17 protein-coding genes and 1 riboswitch are annotated in these 20,253 nt (G+C 72.2%); of the genes, 9 read left to right on the top strand and 8 right to left on the bottom strand.

Translation table 11 applies throughout. The annotated features are described in order from the left end of the window. Window positions 1-35: 35 nt before the first annotated feature. Both ACWGJ2_RS20065 and ACWGJ2_RS20060 read right to left on the bottom strand, forming a co-directional pair. Complete coding sequence (locus ACWGJ2_RS20065; RefSeq protein ID WP_453347480.1) at window positions 36-497, bottom strand: nuclear transport factor 2 family protein; 462 nt, start codon at window positions 495-497, stop codon at window positions 36-38. 74 nt (window positions 498-571) lie between these two features. Then, a complete protein-coding gene (locus ACWGJ2_RS20060) occupies window positions 572-2,350 on the bottom strand; it encodes a hypothetical protein (RefSeq protein ID WP_453347479.1) in 1,779 nt (592 codons plus the stop codon). Window positions 2,351-2,490: 140 nt separating this feature from the next. After that, window positions 2,491-2,713: riboswitch (cobalamin riboswitch) on the top strand. A 144-nt stretch (window positions 2,714-2,857) separates the two neighbouring features. Between ACWGJ2_RS20060 and metE the strand changes: the two genes are divergently transcribed. The 3 genes from metE (at window position 2,858) to ACWGJ2_RS20045 (ending at window position 6,930) form a co-directional block, all read left to right on the top strand. Further along, on the top strand, window positions 2,858-5,188 hold the full coding sequence (metE, locus tag ACWGJ2_RS20055; protein ID WP_453347478.1) for a 5-methyltetrahydropteroyltriglutamate--homocysteine S-methyltransferase: 2,331 nt from the start codon (window positions 2,858-2,860) through the stop codon (window positions 5,186-5,188). A gap of 371 nt (window positions 5,189-5,559) precedes the next feature. Then, entirely contained in the window at window positions 5,560-6,075 is a 516-nt protein-coding gene (locus ACWGJ2_RS20050) for an EF-hand domain-containing protein (RefSeq protein WP_453347477.1), read from the top strand. A 159-nt stretch (window positions 6,076-6,234) separates the two neighbouring features. Beyond that, a complete protein-coding gene (locus ACWGJ2_RS20045) occupies window positions 6,235-6,930 on the top strand; it encodes a GntR family transcriptional regulator (protein WP_453347476.1) in 696 nt (231 codons plus the stop codon). Between the two features lie 12 nt (window positions 6,931-6,942). On the opposite strand, the gene ACWGJ2_RS20040 is transcribed toward ACWGJ2_RS20045, so the two are convergent. Beyond that, the gene (locus ACWGJ2_RS20040; RefSeq protein ID WP_453347475.1) at window positions 6,943-8,127 is read right to left on the bottom strand and encodes an FAD-dependent oxidoreductase; all 1,185 of its coding nucleotides are present in this window, start codon (window positions 8,125-8,127) and stop codon (window positions 6,943-6,945) included. Window positions 8,128-8,296: 169 nt separating this feature from the next. Between ACWGJ2_RS20040 and ACWGJ2_RS20035 the strand changes: the two genes are divergently transcribed. The 6 genes from ACWGJ2_RS20035 to ACWGJ2_RS20010 all read left to right on the top strand — a co-directional run bounded on the left by ACWGJ2_RS20035 (window position 8,297) and on the right by ACWGJ2_RS20010 (window position 14,397). Beyond that, window positions 8,297-8,917: a TetR/AcrR family transcriptional regulator gene (locus ACWGJ2_RS20035; RefSeq protein WP_453347474.1), complete on the top strand. Its 621-nt coding sequence runs from the start codon at window positions 8,297-8,299 to the stop codon at window positions 8,915-8,917. Between the two features lie 212 nt (window positions 8,918-9,129). Further along, window positions 9,130-10,503, top strand: a complete 1,374-nt coding sequence (locus tag ACWGJ2_RS20030; protein ID WP_453347473.1) for an MFS transporter — start codon at window positions 9,130-9,132, stop codon at window positions 10,501-10,503. 89 nt (window positions 10,504-10,592) lie between these two features. Next, window positions 10,593-11,492 carry a transketolase gene (locus ACWGJ2_RS20025; RefSeq protein ID WP_453347472.1) on the top strand — a complete coding sequence of 300 codons (900 nt, stop codon included), beginning with the start codon at window positions 10,593-10,595 and terminating at the stop codon, window positions 11,490-11,492. Between the two features lie 49 nt (window positions 11,493-11,541). Further along, window positions 11,542-12,567 carry a transketolase family protein gene (locus tag ACWGJ2_RS20020; RefSeq protein WP_453347471.1) on the top strand — a complete coding sequence of 342 codons (1,026 nt, stop codon included), beginning with the start codon at window positions 11,542-11,544 and terminating at the stop codon, window positions 12,565-12,567. Then, window positions 12,564-13,535, top strand: a complete 972-nt coding sequence (locus ACWGJ2_RS20015; RefSeq protein WP_453347470.1) for a sugar phosphate isomerase/epimerase family protein — start codon at window positions 12,564-12,566, stop codon at window positions 13,533-13,535. Before ACWGJ2_RS20020 ends, ACWGJ2_RS20015 begins: the two co-directional genes overlap by 4 nt. Before the next feature lie 79 nt (window positions 13,536-13,614). Continuing rightward, the gene (locus tag ACWGJ2_RS20010) at window positions 13,615-14,397 is read left to right on the top strand and encodes an SDR family NAD(P)-dependent oxidoreductase (protein WP_453347469.1); all 783 of its coding nucleotides are present in this window, start codon (window positions 13,615-13,617) and stop codon (window positions 14,395-14,397) included. A 74-nt stretch (window positions 14,398-14,471) separates the two neighbouring features. On the opposite strand, the gene ACWGJ2_RS20005 is transcribed toward ACWGJ2_RS20010, so the two are convergent. The 5 genes from ACWGJ2_RS20005 to ACWGJ2_RS19985 form a co-directional block, all read right to left on the bottom strand. Continuing rightward, window positions 14,472-15,827, bottom strand: a complete 1,356-nt coding sequence (locus ACWGJ2_RS20005) for a hypothetical protein (protein ID WP_453347468.1) — start codon at window positions 15,825-15,827, stop codon at window positions 14,472-14,474. Continuing rightward, the gene (locus ACWGJ2_RS20000; protein WP_453347467.1) at window positions 15,824-16,924 is read right to left on the bottom strand and encodes a hypothetical protein; all 1,101 of its coding nucleotides are present in this window, start codon (window positions 16,922-16,924) and stop codon (window positions 15,824-15,826) included. The genes ACWGJ2_RS20005 and ACWGJ2_RS20000 overlap by 4 nt, the downstream gene beginning before the upstream one ends. Beyond that, window positions 16,921-17,493, bottom strand: coding sequence for a hypothetical protein (locus ACWGJ2_RS19995; RefSeq protein ID WP_453347466.1), 573 nt, complete (start codon window positions 17,491-17,493; stop codon window positions 16,921-16,923). Before ACWGJ2_RS19995 ends, ACWGJ2_RS20000 begins: the two co-directional genes overlap by 4 nt. A gap of 49 nt (window positions 17,494-17,542) precedes the next feature. After that, window positions 17,543-18,751 carry an RCC1 domain-containing protein gene (locus tag ACWGJ2_RS19990; protein ID WP_453347465.1) on the bottom strand — a complete coding sequence of 403 codons (1,209 nt, stop codon included), beginning with the start codon at window positions 18,749-18,751 and terminating at the stop codon, window positions 17,543-17,545. Between the two features lie 62 nt (window positions 18,752-18,813). Beyond that, window positions 18,814-19,980, bottom strand: a complete 1,167-nt coding sequence (locus tag ACWGJ2_RS19985) for an RCC1 domain-containing protein (protein ID WP_453347464.1) — start codon at window positions 19,978-19,980, stop codon at window positions 18,814-18,816. Window positions 19,981-20,253: the final 273 nt, after the last annotated feature.

Raw genomic sequence — 20,253 nt, 5'->3', positions numbered from 1 at the left:
CGTCGAGCCGTGAAGTGGCCGTACCCCGGAGGGGCTCAGCGGCGCCATTTCTCGTGTGCCACCACCTGCGTCAGGCGCCAGCCCGCCTCCGTGCGCCGGGCCGTGAACGCGTAGCGGCCACCGCACTCGAAGTCCGGCGCTGCCGACTCGGCGCTCCCGGAGCGCATCGGGTTGTAGTAGTCGGCCCGTACGGTCGCCGTCGCGCCGTCGGTCTCCACGTGGCGGTTGACGATCAGGTGCTGGCGCATGGGGAAGAAGAGGCCCAGGGTCTCCGTGAGCCAGCGCACCATGGTCTCGACGTCGCCCTCGGCGCCGCCCGCCGAGCGGTAGTCGGCACGTCCCTCCGGCGCGAAGAGCGCCCGGTACTCGTCCCAGTCGCCGTCGTCGACGGCCGCCGCGTAACCGGTGACCAGGTCGTCGACCGCCATCCGGTCCCACAGCGCCGCCACCCCGCGCTCGTCCTGTGCCCGCATCTCGACTGCCCGCTGCTCGGCCATCGGCACAGTGTGCGGTGCGCGGCCCGAGGAAGGTAGCCCCGCGCACCACAGCGCACCCCCGCGCACCCCCGCGTTCACCGTGCTCTGGACAGCGGCACGCCCATGAACGAGGCCCAGCGGGCGCCGAGTCCGGTCTTCCACAGGGCCTGGAGGTCGGCGTCGTGCAGGATCCAGCCCGTGGTCAGCTCGGTGTCCGGTGTGCGCAGGCTGTTGTCCAGTTGGTTGAGCGCGGCACGGGCGCAGTCCTCGCTCCACTGGCCGTCGTCCGCGTAGCGCCCCGGCCGGAAGGCCGGGGCGAGCGGGATGGCCAGGGCCAGGAAGCAGGCCGCGTTGTAGTGCGCGAGCCATCCGACGCCGGGGCGCCGCAGCGGGCCCCAGAAGCGCGAGGTGGGGCGCCCCGGCAGCGGCGTCGCGTGCCAGGCCGCGTCGTGGACGCCGCCGCGCAGCGAGTGCCCGCGCTGCGGGTACAGCAGCCGCAGATGGCCGGGACCACGGCTGCCGCTCATCACCTGGCGGGCGACCCGCTCGAACGCGGTCTCCACCTCGCGCTGTATCTCGCGCAGCCGCGGCGACTCGCCCGGTGTGCGCAGCGCCCCGCCCATGGTGTGGCCCGCGCGGGCGATGACGATCGCGCCGCGGAACGTGCTGCGGCGGCTGCGCCGCGCGGGCAGCGGCAGCGGGGTGAGCCAGGACGACCAGTAGCGCCGCTCGCCCGGGTTCCACCGTCCGCCGGGCACGACCGTACGGGCCCAGCACCGCGCCAGCGCGCGCCGCCGCAGCCGCCGTTCGAGGTCGTCGAAGTGCCGGTTGGCGGTGTCGTGCAGGCGCTCCATCTCGTTCTCGGACAGGCGCGGGGAGCCCCTGCGTACCGGGGTGGAGCCGCGCGAGTAGGCGATGGCGGTGCGGTACGCGGTCTCGATGTGGCCCGGCCACAGCTCGGTGCACCGCTGGTAGATGTCGATGGCCTTCGCGTACTCCTTGGGCCGGTAGGAGCCCACCCGTTCGTGCAGCGCCGCCTGGTGGAGGCGGAGGGTGAGGTTGCCCGGCGAGTACTCGGCGGCGTCGGCGAAGGCGCGCAGCGCTGCGGCGTACCGCCGGGGGACGCTGTAGGCCAGCAGCGGCGCGGGCAGCGGCCGGGCCTGTTCGCGCGCCTGTGCCTTCTCCTGCTCGGTGACGCCGTGCCGGAACCGCGCGTAGCCGCGCACGTCGTGGTCCCAGCGCTCCCAGCGGGGGATGCGGCGGCGCATCGCGGGGAGGCCGCGCACGCTGACGGTGGTGTAGCAGGCGAGCGTCTCCACCAGTTGCTCGTCCCGCGGCTTCTCGACGACGGTGGCCGCCACGATCTGCCCCTGCGGCGCCCGCACGATCCGTACGGATACCCGGCGCAGCCCCTCCTCGACCGGCTCCATCTCGGTGAGGTGGACGTGGAACGCGCGCGGTCTGGACACCGTGAGCCGCACCACGGACTCCAGCCAGCCGTGCGGGGTGGACGACGCCTGCGGCGAGGGCGCGACGGGGGTGGGCGAGGCGGCGCCGGGCGCGAGCAGCGAGTCGTTCGACGTGGCGCTCAGACGCACCGCGAGATGGGCGGCCAGTTCACGGCACGCCTGGCGCCGCGCGGCGGCGGAACCGTCGCCCCCGCCCCCGCCTCCACCCTCGCCCCCGGTCTCGCCCGGCGCCTCGCCGTCGCCCGGGTCGGGGCGCACCACGAGGGGGAGGATGCGGCCCTGTCCCCTGAGGTACTGCGCGGCCGAGGTGACGGCACGGGAGAGCAGGATGATGAGCAGGCCGCCGAAGGCGGCGAAGATCCAGACGGCGACGCCGCTCGCGATTCTGATCCCCGTCTGGTCCATGGCCGTCCCCCCGGTGCCTCATCGTGGCAGCGGAACTCGGGGCTCAGTAGGGCGCGCAGGCGACGACGCGCACGCCACTGCGCCACGCGCCGGGGGACCAGGCGGGCCGGGGCGCACTGTTCAGTGCCGTTCCGCCGACGTAGGGTGGGCGGCGCAGTCGGTTCGCCCTGCCCTCCAGGCAGGCGCGTCGCAAGAGGGAATCCGGTGAGAATCCGGAGCTGCCCCGCAGCGGTGAGCGGAAACGACCGCCGTCATCAGCACTGGTCCCAGGAAGGGTCCGGGAAGCGACGGCCAGTAGGTGCCGGGCGAGAAGCGCCCGGCGGGTCCGCGAGTCCGAAGACCTGCCAACTGTCCGCGTACGAAACCCGTGCGCGGAGATCTCGGTGACCTCGAGGGCGGGTCGGCGGTACGGGAAGGGCGCGGACGGCGTGCGCCTCCCGTGAGCCTTTCCTTCGTCCCCTCGCTCGGCCTCCGGGGTCACCGACACGACTCGCGAAGGAGAGTTGAGTGACCAGCAAGTCCGCAGCCGCGGCAACCCGCGCCACTGTCCACGGATACCCCCGCCAGGGCTCCAAGAGGGAACTCAAGAAGGCCGTCGAGGGCTACTGGAAGGGCCGGGTCACCGCAGAAGCCCTGCGGGAGACCGCGGCCACCCTGCGCCGGGACAACTGGCGGCGCCTCGCCGACGCCGGGATCAACGAGGTTCCCACCGGGGACTTCTCGTACTACGACCATGTGCTGGACACCACCGTGATGGTCGGCGCCGTCCCCGAGCGGCACCGCGACGCCGTGGACACCGACGCGCTGGACGGCTACTTCGCCATGGCACGCGGCACCCAGGAGACCGCGCCCCTGGAGATGACCAAGTGGTTCGACACCAACTACCACTACCTGGTGCCCGAACTGGGCCCCGGCACGGTCTTCACCGCCGACTCCGCCAAGCCCGTCGGAGAGCTGAGGGAGGCGGTGGCACTGGGGCACACCGCGCGGCCCGTGCTCGTCGGACCCGTCACCTATCTCCTTCTCGCCAAGCCCGCGCCCGGCGTGGCGGACGGCTTCGAGCCGCTCACGCTGCTGGACCGGCTGCTGCCCGTGTACGCCGAGGTGCTGGCCGATCTGCGGGCAGCGGGCGCCGAGTGGGTGCAGCTCGACGAACCGGCGCTCGCCTCGGACCGCACGGCGGCCGAACTGAACGCGGCCGAGCGCGCCTACCGCGAACTGGGCGCCCTCACCGACCGGCCCAAGCTGCTGGTCGCCTCCTACTTCGACCGCCTCGGCGAGGCCCTGCCCGTGCTGGCCAAGTCGCCCGTGGAGGGGCTGGCCCTGGACTTCACCGGGCCCGGCGCCGCCAACCTTGACGACCTGGCACGCGCGGGTGGACTGCCGGGCAAGCGGCTCGTCGCGGGCGTCGTCGACGGCCGCAACGTGTGGATCAACAACCTGGAGAAGTCGCTGGGCACCCTCGCTTCCCTCCTCGGCCTCGCGGAACGGGTGGACGTCGCGCCGTCCTGCTCGCTGCTGCACGTGCCACTGGACGCCGCCGCGGAACGCGACGTCGACCCGCAGATCGCGCGCTGGCTCGCCTTCGCCCGGCAGAAGACCGAGGAGGTCGTCACCCTGGCCCGCGGCCTGAGCGGCGGCACCGACCTCATCACCGGGCGGCTCTCAGCCAACCGCGCCGACCTCGCCTCCCGCGCCTCCTCCGCGCTGACCAGCGATCCCGCCGTCCGCGCGCGCTGCGCGGCGGCCACACCGGCCGACGCGCGCCGCTCGCAGCCGTATCCGGAGCGCGCGGCGGCGCAGCGCGCCCGCCTGGGGCTGCCGCTGCTGCCGACCACCACCATCGGCTCGTTCCCGCAGACGACGGAACTGCGCACGGCCCGCGCCGAACTGCGGAGCGGACGCATCGACGACACCGCGTACGACCAGCGCATCGCCGCCGAGATCCGCGAGGTGCTGGCCTTCCAGGAGGAGGCGGGCCTGGACGTCCTGGTGCACGGCGAGCCCGAACGCAACGACATGGTCCAGTACTTCGCCGAGCGGCTGAACGGCTACCTCGCCACCCAGCACGGCTGGGTGCAGTCCTACGGCACGCGCTATGTGCGCCCGCCGATCCTGGCGGGCGACATCTCGCGGCCCGAGCCGATGACCGTCGCCTGGACCACGTACGCGCAGTCGCTCACGAACCGTCCTGTCAAGGGCATGCTGACGGGCCCGGTCACGATGCTGGCCTGGTCCTTCGTGCGCGACGACCAGCCGCTGGGGGAGACAGCGCGGCAGGTGGCACTGGCCCTGCGCGACGAGGTCCAGGACCTGGAAGGCGCGGGCACCGCCGTCATCCAGGTCGACGAGCCCGCGCTGCGCGAGACCCTGCCGCTGCGGGCCGCCGACAGGGAGGCGTATCTCGACTGGGCCACCGAGGCGTTCCGGCTCACCACGAGCGGCGTACGCGCGGACACCCAGATCCACACGCACATGTGCTACGCGGAGTTCGGCGACATCGTCTCCGCGATCGAGGCGCTCGACGCGGACGTCATCAGCCTCGAAGCGGCCCGCTCCCACATGCGGGTGGCGGACGAACTGGCCGCCGTCGGCTACCCGCGCGAGGTCGGCCCCGGCGTCTACGACATCCACTCGCCGCGCGTGCCCGGCGCGGACGAGGCAGCGGCGCTGCTGCGCAAGGGACTTGAGGCGATCCCCGCCGAACGGCTGTGGGTCAACCCCGACTGCGGCCTGAAGACCCGGGGCTGGACGGAGGTGCGCGCCTCACTGGAGCACCTGGTCGAGGCGGCGCGCACGGTACGGGCCGGACTGCCGCCGACGCCGACGCGGCGGTAACGGCGCAACGGCCCCCCTGAACGGCGGGCTCCGGCAAGCAGGTGGCCTCGCGCCGGAGCCCGCCCTGCCCACCGGGCGTTCGCCTGCCCGGTGTGTCACGCCCTCGCGGCGGTACGTACGGTCCTCTTCCGCGTACCGCCGCGAGGGTGATCTCCCGCACGAGGACGGACATCGAGCCACGGTGAGAAACGTGACAGCGTCCGCCCGGCCACCGCGTTTTCCGTTCCGCGCGCCCGCTCACGTCGTACGCTGCCTCGGGGGTGTCGTCAAAGTCCCGTCTGGACCGCGACGCCTGACGGCCGGACGGCGCTACTGTGACGACACCCCCTGACGAACGGACCCACCTGATATGTGAGGCGGCACGCACCACCATGGACAGCAGCGAGCACACGCGGAGAATCGCCGTCCGGTTCGCCACCTTCGACCAGGACGGCAACGGCTACATCTCCCGTGAGGACTTCACGACGGCGGCAGCGGCCATCCTCGGCGAATTCGGCGTGAAGGCGCGCTCCGAGCGGGGCCAGGCCCTGCACATCGGGGCCGAGGCGTTCTGGCAGGGCATGGCCGGAATCGCGGACCGCGACGGCGACCAGCGCATCACCCGCGAGGAGTTCGTGAACGGCGCGGTGAAGCGGCTGCGCGACAACCCGGACCGTTTCGGCGAGATCGCCCGTCCCTTCCTGCACGCCGTCGTGAACATCGCGGACTCGGACGGCGACGGCCGCACCACCCCGCAGGAGGCCGAGCGGGCGCTCAAGGCGCTGGGTGTGGACGAGGAGCGCTGCGGTGCCGCGGCGCGCTCCCTCGCGACGGACGAGGACGGGCTGATCGGCGAGAGCGAGATCGTCTCGGCCTTCGCCGCGTACTTCACGACGCCCGAACGGTAGGCCCCTTCTGGGACCCGGCCCCGCCCCGGTGTGCGGGCGGGGGCCGGTCACCGCCGGCGGGGAGGACGACAGTCAACAGTCGACAGTAGAATCATCGAGTCGTCCTGCCCGTCTCGTCCTGTCCGTCGCCGCACGTCCTCGAAGGGGGGCAACGCGCCCGTGACCGTCCCGGCGCTGCCGAATCTCGACCGCTCCACCCTGCGGGAGCGTGCCCTCATGGCGCTGCGCACCGCGATCACCACAGGCCAGTACCGGCCGGGCGACCACCTCGGCGAGGTGGAGATCGCCACGCGGCTGTCGGTCAGCCGGGGCACGGTACGGGAGGCGCTGCGCCACCTCCAGCAGGAGGGGCTGGTCGTCGCGGGCGTACGGGGGATGCTGCGCGTGCAGAGCCTGTCGCCGAAGGAGGTCCGCGAGCTGTTCGAGGTGCGGGGGTCGCTGGAAGGGCTCGCCGTCGCGCAGGTCATCGCGCTGCCGGACAAGGACAGGACGAGTGCGGCGGCTGCGCTGCGGCAGGCACTGGAGCGGCTGGACGAGGCGTTCGAGGACCCCGGGAACTTCGAGGCCCAGGTGGAGGCGGATCTTGCCTTCCACTCCCTGCTGTGCGAGCTGTCGGGGAACTCGATGCTCGTGAAGACCTGGCATCATCTGGAGGGGCCGACGCGCGTGGTGGTCATGAGCGCCGCCAGCGAGCGTCGCAAGGCCACCATGTCAGCCGGGCACCACCTGCCCATCGTCGAGGCGATCGAGCGCGGTGACACGGATGCCGCGGTCGGTGTTCTGCACGAGCACATGACCTCGGCCATGACGAAGCTCCAGCCCGAGGCCGACGGCCCGGCCTCCAGCAAGCGCTAGGCCGCTAGGTCGCTAGGCAGCTCCGGACGCCAGGCCGCTGTCCTCGCCGTGCGCGGGGTCGTGCGGTTCGTCGGAGAGCAGGTCAGCGGCGCGGCCGTCGAGCAGGCGCTGCATCTCGGCGGAGCGGGGCAGCATCGTCTGCTCGTAGGCGTGGAGGGCGTCGTCGACGGTGCCGTGGTGCGCGAGGGCGAGGGCGAGTTCGCAGGCGTCGAGCATGGCGAGGTTGACGCCGACGCCGAGCGGGGGCATGAGGTGCGCCGCGTCTCCCAGCAGGGTGACGGCGGGGTCGTGCTCCCAGGCGTGGGGGACGGGCAGCGCGTGCAGGGGGCGGTCGACGTATACGCCGTCGTTGTCGCCGACCAGCCGCCGCAGACGGGGTGACCAGTCGCGGAAGCGGTCCAGGAGCAGGGCGCGGAGCGCTCCGGTGTCCTGGGAGGTGAGGCCGGACGCGGTGATCCAGTCGGCGGGGAGCCGCTGGATGACGTAGACGCGGATGTGGCCGCCGCCGTTGCGCTGCGCGAACAGGCCGCGCTCGCCGTCGGCGGCGGTGGCGCTGCCCTGGCCGACGAGTCCGGCTATGTCGCGGTGTCGGTTGTCGACGTCGTGGAACCAGGCTTCTAGGAACGTGATCCCGGTGTACCGGGGGAGGGCCGGGGAGACGGCGCGGCGGACTCTGGACCAGGCGCCGTCCGCGCCGATGACGAGATCGGCCTCGACGGTGGTGCCGTCGGCGAAGCGCAGTCGACGGGGGCCCCGCGCCTGCCCGTGGACGGACCCGGACCCGACGGGCTCGACGGAGCGGAGGGCGTGGCCCCAGCGCACCGTGCCGGGCCGGAGCGAGTTCAGGAGGAGATCGCGCAGCGGGCCTCGGTCGATCTCGGGCTTGAAGCGCTCACCCTCCGCCGGGACGTGATGGGAGGTGACCGCGCCCGTCGCCCGGTCCAGTTGCCGCATTTCCTGCCCCTCGGGGCGGGAGAGCCGGAAGAACTCCTCCAGCAGCCCGGCCTCGCGGAGGGCGAGCTGGCCGTTGTCCTCGTGGAGGTCGAGGGTGCCGCCCTGGTCGCGGGCACCGGGGCCGGATTCCTGGTCGTAGACGGTGGCGGCGATGCCGTGCCGTTGCAGGATGCGCGCGCAGGTCAGGCCGCCGGGACCGGCGCCGACGATGGCGATGCGGGGGATGGGGGCTGTGGTGTTCATGGTGCTGCTCCGTTCGTGACGTCGTGACGTCGTGTTATCGGGACGCGGTGTCGTCGCGTCGCGTCGCGCGGCGGTGCCGCACGGCTGACGCCTCAGAAGAGCACACCAACTAAATAAGTGCAACAACTCAACTTTTGAAGCTGGGCAACGAATGGGGTAGGTTGCGGACATGTCTGACGTCGATCCCCGTAGCGGCGGCACCGCACCCGCGCCGATAGGGCGCCGCGAACGCAAGAAGGCCGCCACCCGCCAGGCCATCGCCGACGCGGCGCTGCGCCTGTTCCTGGAGCGCGGTTACGACGACGTGGGCATCCGGGAGATCGCGGACACCGCGGACGTGTCGACGACCACGCTGTTCAAGCACTTCCCGGTCAAGGAGGCCCTCGTCTTCGACCGGGAGGCCGACATGGAGGCCGGTCTGCTCGCCGCCGTGTACGAGCGGCCCCGGGGCCAGTCCATTCCGGCGGCGCTGTGCGAGCACGCCCTGCGCTGCCGCGAGGCCGCCCCCGACGCCGATCCCCGCTTCGCCACCTTCCTCAGGCTGGTGAACGACACCCCGGCCCTGCGCGATTACCACCAGGCCATGTGGCTGCGCCACACCACTGCCCTCGCCGCGGCCATCGCCGACGAGAGCGGCCTCGCGGCGGACGATCCCGCGTGCACGGCGCTGGCCCACTTCTCCCTCGAAGCGCCCCACGCGGCCCGCGCTCATGGCAACCCCCGCGAGGCCCTGACCCGCGCCTTCGACCTCCTCGACAACGGCTGGCGCGCCCTCACCTCACGCCCGTAGGCCCACTGCCGCGCCTGCGGGCAACGAGCGGGAACGGGGGCGGAATCCCGCATGCCTCCGGAGCGAAAAAAGTTGTTTCGGGGAGGTTGACGTCGAACGACGTGGCGACGACAGTATCGATCACTGTCACTGTTGAGTGTTAACAGTCAACATGACACTTGAACGATGCCCTCGCCGACAGGCGCGTCAGAGACGATCAAGGAGGATCGCCCATGGCAGGCTCCCCGCCCCCCGCACAGGCGGCGCGGCACGCGGCGCACGGATCGCCGGAGCGGCGAAGGGTCGCCGTCGGCTGCGGCGTCGGCGCGACCATCGAGACGTACGACTTCATCGGTTTCGGCACGGCCGCCGCGCTCTACTTCGGCGACGTGTTCTTCCCGGACTCCGACCCGCTCTCCGCGACGCTGCTGTCCTTCGCCACACTGGGCATCGGCTTCGCGGCGCGCCCCCTGGGCGGCATCGTCGCAGGGCACCTCGGCGACCGCGTCGGACGTAAACCCGTGCTCGTCGGTTCCCTGCTGCTCATGGGCGTCGCCACCGTGCTCATCGGCTGTCTGCCCACGTATCAGATGGTCGGCGTGTGGGCCCCGGTCCTGCTCGTCGTGGTCCGCGTGATCCAGGGGCTCGCCTTCGGCGCGGAGTGGGGCGGCGCCATCCTGATGACGTACGAGCACGCGCCATGGCGCAAACGCGGCCTCTACACCGGGATCACCCAGGCGGGCTTCCCCGTCGGACTGCTGCTCGCGAACCTCGCCTTCCTCCTCAGCGCCCACACCCTGAACGACACCTGGGCCTGGCGCGTGCCCTTCCTCTTCAGCGCCGTACTGATCGCCGTGGGCATCCTCATCCGGCTCAAGATCGACGAGTCGCCCGAGTTCCAGGAGCTGAAGGACTCCGGGCAGGTGGCCAGGAACCCGCTGCTGGAGGTGCTGCGCGAGGACTGGCGCAACGTGCTGCGCGCCTTCTGCCTCCGGAGCACCGAGACCGCCGGATACGCCATCTCCGTCACCTTCGTCCTCTCCTACCTCGACGACGACAAGGCGCCCGACGTCTCGGGAACCGTCAGCCTCGTCGCGCTGGTGACCGCCGCGGCCCTCGGCATCCTCGCCACCGTCCTGTGGGGCGGGCTCTCCGACCGCGTCGGGCGGCGCCCGGTGTATCTGACGGGCTGCGTCATCACGTTCCTGTGGGGTGTCCCGATGTTCCTGCTCGTCAACACCGAGGTGGCGGCGCTGGTGCTGGTCGCCTTCGTCGTCAGCTACGCGGTGTGCCAGAACTCCCTCGCCGGGGTCCAGGGCGCCTGGTTCGCCGAGCTGTTCGCGACCAAGACCCGCACTGCCGGGACCTCCCTCGCCTACCAACTCTCCGCGGTCGTCTCCGGCTTCACCCCGATGATCGCCACGGCCCTGTACTCCGGCACCGGCTGGGTGGGGCCCGCGCTGCTCTTCAGCCTCTACGGGCTGCTGGGGCTCGTGGCGACGCTCGTGACCTGGGAGACCTGGGGGCCGCGCGAGAAGAGCGCGGTGGACCTGGCCACGGGAGAGGGCGCGCCCACGGCGGAACCGGTCACCGCCGCGGCCCGCTGACCCGCTGACCCGCCGCCCCGAAGACCTCCCGGCCCCCGGCTCCCGGCTCCCCGTGACCACCCCGTACCTCCCCGAGGAGTGACGCACCAGTGACCCCGTCCACCCCCGCACCCACCACGACCGCGACCGCCACCGCCCCGTCCCGCGGGGTCCCACGCGAGGCGCGGATCCGTGCCCTGCGCGACGCGGCCCACCGCATCCGCCACCACGCCCTCGACATGGGCGAGGTACAGGGCCAGGGCTACATCGGCCAGGCGCTCGGGGTCGCGGACATCCTCGCCGTCGCCTACAAGGACGTGCTCAACTACCGCGCCGACGAACCGGAGTGGCCAGAACGCGACAGGTTCCTGCTGTCGGTCGGCCACTACGCCATCGCCCTGTACGCGGCGCTCGCCGAGGCGGGCATCCTGGACACCGACGAGCTGGCCACCTACGGCAGCGACGACTCGCGGCTGCCCATGTCGGGCATGGCCTCGTACACGCCGGGCATGGAGATCTCCGGCGGCTCGCTCGGCCACGGACTCGGCATCGCGGCGGGCATTGCCCTCGGGCTGCGGCACCAGGGCAGCGAGGCGCGGGTCTACAACCTGCTCTCCGACGGCGAGCTGGACGAGGGCTCCACCTGGGAGGCCGCGATGCTCTGCGCCCACCACGGGCTGGACAATGTCACCGCCGTCGTCGACGTCAACGCCCTCCAGGCGGACGGCCCCACGGCCGGTGTGCTGCGGACCGAGCCGGTCACGGAGAAGTGGGAGGCGTTCGGCTGGCGTGCGATACGCGTGGACGGCAACGACATAGGAGCCCTTGTCGACGCCTTCGACGCGCTGCGCGCACACCGGGGTTCGCCTTCGGTGCTCGTCTGCGACACCCGGATCGGGCGCGGCGTGCCGCTGCTGGAGACGCGGGAGAAGGCGCACTTCATGCGGGTCGAGGAGCACGAGTGGCAGCTCGCGCGCGACGAGCTGGCACAGGGCCGCGACCTCCAGTAGCCCACCCCGTCCCCCACTCGCCCGCCCCTCCCCGGAAAGGAACCGCCGCATGACCGCCGCCCCGTCAACGGCCAAGGACAAGACCCAAGCCAAGGAAGCGCCGCGCAAGCTCACCACCTCGGCCATGATCGCCTCCATCGCCGAGGAGGGGCAGCGCACCACCCGCGCCCCCTTCGGCCACGCGCTGGCCCGGCTCGCGGAGGAGCGCCCGGAGATCGTCGGACTCTCCGCCGACCTGGCCAAGTACACCGACATGCACATCTTCCGCGAGGCACACCCCGACCGGTTCTTCCAGTCGGGCATGGCGGAACAGGCCATGCTCGGCGCCGCGGCGGGTCTCGCGGAGGTCGGGCTCCTCCCGTTCGCCTCCACCTACTCCGTCTTCGCCACCCGCCGCGCCTACGACTTCCTGTGCCTGGACATCGCGGAACCCGGCCTGAACGTGAACATCGTCGGCGCGCTGCCAGGACTCACCACCGGCTACGGGCCCAGTCACCAGGCCACCGAGGATCTGGCGATCCTGCGCGGCGTCCCAGGGCTGACGATCGTCGACGCCGCCGACTCCGTCGACATCGAACAGGCCGTCCCCGCACTGGCAGCGTCGCCAGGGCCGACCTATCTGCGGCTGCTGCGCGGCGCCGTGCCCACCGTGCTCGACGAGTACGACTACCGCTTCGAGCTGGGCCGCGCCGCCACGCTGCGCACCGGACGCGACGTGCTGTTCGTCTCGACAGGCCTGATGACACCGCGCGCACTCACCGCCGCGCGCGAGCTGGAGGCCGACCACATCGACGCCGCCGTACTGCACGTACCGACCATCAAGCCGCTGGACCACGAGACGATCCTGCGCGAGACGGCGAAGGGGCGGCTGGTGGTGACGCTGGAGAACCACTCCGTCATCGGCGGGCTCGCCGAGTCCGTGGCCTCCTGCCTGGCGTACGCGGGTGCCGGGACGCGGATCGTGCCGATCGGCCTGCCCGACGCGTTCCTGGCCGCGGGAGCGCTGCCCACCCTGCACGACCGCTACGGCCTGTCGGTGGCCGCGGTCAAGGACCGTGTGCGGGCGGAGCTGTGACGGCCGCGTCCTCCGCCTCGGCCGTCACGGCCGTCACGGGCGCATCGGGGAGGCAGCCGATCGACCCGCGCGTCGGATGCAGCACGATCTCGCTGCGCAGGCTGCCACTGGACGAGGCGCTGCGGGAGATCGCCGGGGCCGGGTTCGCTACGACCGACCTCGGCGCCCTGCCCGGCGTCTGCGACCACGTGCCCTTCCCGCTGCCGGGGGAGCGGGTCGGGCCGATCGCCGGACTGGTCCGCGACAGCGGGCTGCGCGTCCGTACCGTCAACGCGGACATCGGCCCGCTGGACGACCCGGCGCTCACTCCGCCGACGGTCGCCGCACGGCTGGAGCCGCTGGTGCGGCTGGCGGAGCTGACGGGTGCGCCCTCGGTCACGCTGCCCTGCGGTGCGCATGAGGGTCCGGCGCATGAGGGCCCGGCGCGTGAGGGACCGTCGCATGAGGGGCCGTCGCATGGTGGTCCTCCGCGCGGGGACGAGGACGCGGCGATCCGCGCCGTCGCCGGTGCGCTGGCCGCCGCCGAGCGGGTGGTGGCACCGGCGGGACTCGCACTGCTCGTCGAGGCCCCGCACTTCTCGCGGCTGTGCCACGACCTCCCCCGCGCCCTGCGCCTGCGAGAGGAACTGGCGGGGACCCCGGTCCGGCTGGTGCTGGACACCAGCCATGTGGTGGCCGGGGGAGGCGACTGCGTGGCGGCGGCCCGCGCCTTCGGCGACCGCCTCGCCCATGTCCATCTGCGCGATGCCGTACGCGGCGACATCCACCGCAGCATCGGCCGCGGCGAGGTGGACTTCGCCGCGCTGATCCGCCATCTGACGGCCGTCGGCTACGAGGGCCACTACAGCCTGGAGCTGGAGACGCACGATGTGCCGGAAGCGGAGCGGCCCGCCGAGGCGGCACGCGCCGGAGCGGTGATCTCCCGGCTGCTCGCCGAGGCCGGTACGGGACCGGCGCCGGCCCACTGACGCACCGTCACGGCCGCCACCCCATCGACCCGCCCACATCACCTCACCCACACCCATCCGCTTCTCCAAGGAGACCCCGATGACCTCCCCTTCCACTCCCTCGTCCCCCCTCTCCCGCTCCGCCGTCGTCACCGGTGCGGGGTCGCCGCGTGGCATCGGGCGGGCCACGGCGCACGCACTGGCGGCGGGTGGCTACGACATCGCCGTCATCGACATCGACGAGAGCGCGGCCGAGGACACCGCGCGCGAGGTGGCCGGGACACACGGTGTGCGGACGCTGGGGGTCGCCGCCGATGTGACGGACCCCGACGCGGTGGACACCGCCGTCGCCGCCGTCGAGGCCGAGCTGACGCCGATCGGCGCCCTGGTCAACAACGCCGGGATCACCTCGCCCACCCGCTTCCTCGACGTCTCGGCAGAGGAGTGGGACCGCATCTTCGACGTCAACGTCCGCGGCAGCTTCCTCGTCACCCGGCGCATCGCGCCCGGCATGGCCGAGCGCGGCTTCGGCCGGATCGTCCACCTCTCCTCGGTCTCGGCCGAGCGGGGCGGCGGTGTCTTCGGCGGTGTCGCGTACTCGGCGGCGAAGGCGGCCCTGCTCGGCTTCTCGCGTGCCCTGGCCCGTGAGCTGGGCCCCTCCGGAGTCACCGTCAACTCCGTCGCGCCCGGCCTGATAGACACCGACATCACCGCCGGCCGTCTCGACCCGGAGCGCAAGGCCGCCATGGTCGCCGACATCCCGATGGGCCGCACAGGAACCGTCACCGATGTCGCCGACGTCATCGCCTTCCTGGCCCGGCCCGAGTCCGAGTACCTCACCGGTGTCACCTACGACATCAACGGCGGCTCCCACATCCACTGAAAGGCGAGGGGTCCGAGGGGCGCCATGTGCGGCACGCCCCTCGGACCCCCTGGGGCCCCTCGGTGCTGTCGGGGTCAGGCTTCCCGGTCGGCTCCGGCCGCCGGCGCGTCCTCGCCCACGGGGGTGGGCGCGTTCGGGCGGTAGGAGCGGCAGCGTTCCTTCTCGCCCGTGGCGCGCGGGCCCGTGCGCTGGTAGATGCGGTCAGGTACCCGTGGTGAGGGACCGTCGGCGACCACGTGCAGACGGATCTGCTTGTCGGGGTCGTCGCCGCTGCTCACCAGCCACCCGTCGACGCGCTGCCTGCCGGGCTGGGCCTCGATCCAGCCCGCCTCGCCCGCCTCGATGGTCTCGTGGACCGTCCGGTCCGTCGACGTGGACCAGCGCCAGGGCTCCGGCGAACTCTTGTCGAAGCCGGAGGTGAACTGCTGGTTCAGGTTGTCCTTGGGGTTGCCCAGCCGCTCGATGTCGGTGCTCTGGCTCAGATTGTCATAGGCGCGTCCCCTGTACGTGACCGGCCGCTCGTGGCTGACGGTGTTGCGGGTGCAGTTGAGATACGCCTCGCCGACGACCCGTGAGGTGTCGTAGTAGGTGTACGAGTACTCCTTGTCCACGGTGAAGGCGCAGTTGCTCCGGGCGCTCGCGCAGTGGTCGGCGGCCTTCTGCGCGGTGATGCGCTCGTTGCCCTGGAAGGCTTCGGGCTCGGGCAGCCGGTTTTTGGGGATCGTCTTGTCCACCGGGGGCGGCACCTGGCTGGCGCGGACCTTGGCGAGCAGCGGACCGCAGTCCCAGCGGCCCTTGGTCTGCGCGGAGGCGAAGGTGATCAGGGGCTCGTTCTCGTCCGCCGTGAAGGTGTAGCTCTGGTCGCGGCGCCAGTCGGTGCCGCCCGGTTCGGTCGTGAAGCTCCGCTTCGTGCCGCCGGAGCCCTGGAGGGTGTACGGCTGACCGGCGTCGATCTGCTCCTTGCCGCAGGAGCGGTTGGCGCCCCCTGTCATGTCGTCGAAGGTGACGGTCACCTTCGCTCCGGCCCGTACGCCGCGAAGCCGCTGGCTGACGCTCTGGTCCGCTGCGCGCTTGTTGCGCAGCAGCAGAGCGGGCAGCCCGTCGGGGTGGCGCGCGTCGGCGGGCAGCAGCCGGTACGGGTACTGGACGGTCCAGCCGGTGAGCCGGTCACCACTGCCGCTGGCGGTGAACGCGGGCACTGTGAGGTCCCCGTTGATCACGGGTACCGTGCGCGCCCCGGGTTCCGCCGCTGCTGCTGTGCCGGTCTGCGGTACGGTCCCGGCCAGCAGTGCGCCGGTCATGAGGACGGTGAGCGTGGCGGCGGTGCGTGCCGTGGCGGTGCGCGCCGTGCGGGCGGTGTGCGGGTGCGTGTGCGTGTGCGTGTGCGTGTGCGTGTGCCGAGGGTGCGGACGGGTTCGGGTTCGGATCACTGGTCCTGGCCCACCTTTCGCGCGAGGTCGGCGGGGAGGACGGTCAGCCCTTCCTTGGTCTTCGTGGCGGGTACGCGGCCTGACGGGGACCGCTTGCTCTCGGGACCCGCTGCGGGGCGTCCGGAGGCCGGTGCCGAGTAGAAGTCCGGGGGCTGGGGGCCGCCGCTCCCGGGGCGGAGCCGGTCGCAGGTGTTGCCCGCCGCGGTGGTGGTCTTGGCGATGAGGGAGCTGCTGTTGACGGTGGAGGGGCCCTCCACGATGACGTTGGTGATGCGATCGCCGCGCTTGGTGGTCAGCGTGCCCGAGATGCGCTGCATGGCCGCGCTCGCCGCGAAGGTCAGGGCGTCGCCTCGCTTGACGGTCATGCGGTAGGTCGTGGACTCGGTGTGCTTGGACGTCCACGTCTTGTCGTAGTGCGCCTTGAACGCGCCGGAGAAGGTGGCCCGCAGCCCCGCCGAGGCGCCGACCTTGCCACCGGCGTTGGCGCCGCCCTTGGCGCCGAACTCGGACGTCGGGCCCTTGGAGAGGTCGGGCGTCTTCGCGGTCGCGTGGCCTTCACCGCTCACCCCGGCCGACACCTCGCCGCTGGCGTTGATGCTGCCCTCCACGGCGATGGACCCGGTGATCTCACCGCCGAGGTTGTCCTGGCTGCCGGTTTCGAGGCTGACGGTGCGGTCCACAGCGATGTCGCTCTTGGTGCAGTTGATGACCGCGTTGCCCAGCGATCTCACGGTGCTGTAGTACTGGAGCGGCAGCACCGCGCGGTTCATCTTGAACTGGCAGTCCTTGGGGTTCTTGCCGCAGTGCCGCACGATCGGCTTCGTCGAGGACATCAGCTTGTTGTTCTTGTCGTACGCCCGCGCCCGGGGGATGGCGGGGCGCTTCTGCGAGTCCGGCTGGGCGCCGGACGTGGACACGGTGGGCGGTTCAGGGCGGGGCTCGGCGGCCACGGAACCGGCGGCCGGGAGCAGCGCGGCCAGGGCCAGCGCGGTGACGGGGAGGAGCCGGGCGCGTGCGGCGCGGCGGACGCGCGCCGGGCCGGCGGGGCTGGACGGATGGGCGGGACGGTGGCTGTCCACCTGACGGCTGTCGCTCACTGGGCCATGGCCTCGCAGACGCCCGTGAGGGACTCGTCGGGGTCGCTGGATTCCAGCGCCGAGGCCGGGAGGTCGGCGGCGAAGCCGTCGCAGGTGGAGTCCACCGCCGCGTCGGCGTTGTTCTGCGGCTCGGGGTGGAAGTCGTCGATCTTCTGCTGGGTGGCGCCCATGCCCTTGCCCTGCGCGGTGTCCTCGTACTGCTGGGTGCCGTCGCCGACGACCTTGCCCATGCACTCCTGCGATCCCGGCGGGCAGGACTCGACCTGGTCCTTGGCGTCGCCGATGCCCTTCTCGGCCTCCTTGCTGTGATCGGCGACCTGGTCCTGCCCGGACTCCGCGGTCCGCTCGCCCTGCTCGCGCTTGTTCTCCTGTTCCTTCTCCTTCTTCTGCTCCTCCTCCTGCTTCTTCTGCTGTTCCAGGCACTGTGTGTCGTTCGCGGCGCAGGGCGCCGCGGCGGTGAGTGGCGCCGCGCTGACGGCACCGGCAACGGGGGCGCCGTAGAGGGTGGCGGCGCAGACGGCGGCGGTGAGGCCCAGGACTCTGCGGGCCCATGCGGTACGGAGGTTCATGTGCGGTTCCTTGTCTGTACGGGGGTCGTTGCGGAAGGGGAAGCGGGGATCAGTAGGCGAAGTCGAAGTTGGCTTCGCGGCCGGAGGTCAGGTGGTTCACGCCGCTGTTCGCGGGAAGCGCGGTCACGGGCTTGTCGGCGTTGTCCGTACTGCCGTCGCCCAACTGGCCGCTGGTGTTCGCTCCCCAGGTGACGACGGAACGGTCGTCGAGGATTGCCGCGCTGTGGTGGCGCCCCGCGGACAGTTCGCGGACGCCTGTGAGGCCCTCGATCGGCACGGGGGAGGTGCGGTTGGTCTTCGTGCCGTCGCCGAGTTCGCCGCTGGCGTTGCGGCCCCAGCCCTTGACGCTGCCGTCGGCCAGCAGCGCGAAGTTGGAGCGGGCCCCCGAGAAGAGCTTCTCGACGTCCTCCAAGTGCTGCACGTCGACCGGCTTGTTGCTGTTGGCGACGGTGTCGTTGCCGAGCTGGCCCTCAGTGCCGATGCCCCACGCCTTGACCTTGTGGTCGCTGGTGAGAGCGGTGGAGTGGTACCCGCCCGCCGAAACCCCGGTCACACCGTCCAGATCGGGCACCCGCTGCGGGGTGTTGCGGTCGGTGTTCGCCCCGTTGCCGAGCTGCCCGTGGTTGCCGTGGCCCCAGGCCCACACCGTCCCGTCCTGACGCAGCGCCAGGCTGTGCAGGCAACCGGCCGCTACGGCCTTGACCTTGTCCAGGCCCTGTACCGCGACGGGCCTGGCGGAGCCGGTGTCCTTGGCGCTGGTGGTTCCGTCGCCGAGCTGTCCGTGCTCGTTACGGCCCCAGGACCACACCCGTCCGTCCTTCACGGCGAGTGCGTGGTGGCAGCCGACGGCGAGAGACCTGACGCCGCGCAGCCCCCCGACGGCGGCCGGGAACGAGCGTGACTGGACGGATCCGTTGCCGAGCTGCCCGAACTTGTTGTCGCCCCAGGACTTCAGCGTGCCGTTCTTCAGCAGCGCGACGCCGAACGGGCCGTTGGTACCCGCCCCGCCCGCGCCCATCTGCTTCACGTCCTCGCGGGCCAGCCCCTGCACGGGACCGGGGGTGCGCTGTTCGACGGTGGACCCGTTGCCCAGCTCGCCGGAGGCGTTCTGGCCCCAGGAGTAGACCCACGGGTCGGGTGATCCGGCGGCGGGCGCGGCGGGAGCGGCGCCCACGACCGTCGAGAGCACCGCCGCTACGGCCAACAGGCCGCACGCGCCGCGCAGTTGGCCCCGGCCGGGCCGGTGTTTCCGGTTCATCGTCCCCGTCCTCATCCTCGTTCTCGTCCTCATCGTCATGCGGGAATGCCTTTCGTGAGCGCTCAGTACGCGTAGCTGGAGTTGCCCGCCAGCGAAGCGGCGACGTGCTGGAAGTCCCCGCGCACGGCGGTCACGGGAGAGGCGGAGCGGGCGACGTTGGTGCCGTTCCCGAGCTGACCCACGCCGTTCGCGCCCCACGCGACGACCTTGTCCTCGATGACGGCGAGGCCGTGCTCGCGGCCCGCGGCCAGGTCACTGGCGCCGTCGAGCGCGTCGATCTCCACGGGCGTGTTGCGGTTGGTGTGCCCCGCGCCGGACGCGCTGCTCGCGTCCTGCTCCAGCAACTGCCCGTGCCGGTTGTTGCCCCAGCCGTAGACCCGCTTGTCGTTGCGGAGCGCGAAGCTGTGGTCGGCGCCCGCTGTGATCCGGCTGATGTCCCGCAGCCACCGTGTCTTGACCGGTTCGGCGCTGCTGCCCTTCGTGGTGCCGTCGCCCAGTTGCCCCTTGAGATTGGTGCCCCAGGCCCACACCTCGCCGCCCTCGGTGCGGGCGAGCGCGTGGTGGCATCCTGCGGCGACCTCGGCGATGTTCTCCGGCAGCCCCTTGACCTCCTGGGGCACGCTCTGCGGCGCGCGGTCTCCGGTGCCGAGCTGGCCGCGGTCGCCGTTGCCCCAGGACCAGACGGTGCCGTCCTCCATGACCGCCAGGCTGAAGTCGCAGCCCGCGGCCACCTGCCGGGCCATGAAGACGCTGGGCACCCGTTCGGGAACGGTCTGTTCGTCACCGGAGCGGTTGATGCCGAGCTGGCCGTCCCCGTTCTCGCCCCACGCCCACACCCGGCCCTTGCTGACGGCCAGCGCGTGTGCGCCGCCCGCCGCCACGTCCGTCACATCCCGCAGTCCGGTCACCGTGTCGGGGGTGGCCCGGTCGTGCCGGGTGCCGTTGCCGAGCTGCCCGGCGGAGTCGCTGCCCCAGGCCCGTACGGTGCCGTCCTCCAACTGCGCGACGGCGAAGGAGTTGCCGCTCTCCGTCCCGCCCGCGGAGATCTCCCGCACCTCGCCCCGGTTCAGCCCCGTCACCGGGCCAGGCGACCAGCGGTCACCGGTACCGCCGTCGCCCAACTGGCCCGCCGGTCCGGCGCCCCAGCTCATGATGTCGGGCCCGGAAGCGGCCTGGCTCACGCCCGCCGCGGTCGGCCCCGCCAGCACGGACAGCACCGCTGCCGCCACCGACGCCGTCCTCCAGGCGCCCCGTCTCCTGCTCGTCGTACCGCGCAATCCAACGCATCCTCTCGACCGAAGTGACATGGCGGGGAACAGCCATGTCAGGCCGCACGGAGGGCTGTTGAGCCGTCCGGCGATCGCCACGCCGAGAGCTTGGTTCGCGGAGGTGTGGGTTATGTGCCTTGGTCCGGAATGATCACTCCATACGGTGGATCAGTCACACCCAGGGGCTACTTAGGGTGTTGTACCGGATACGTGTAGTGATACGACGAGGTGGGC

This window comes from Streptomyces sp. NPDC054796 (genome assembly GCF_053611545.1).
This window is presented reverse-complemented; position numbering and strand designations above follow the sequence as displayed.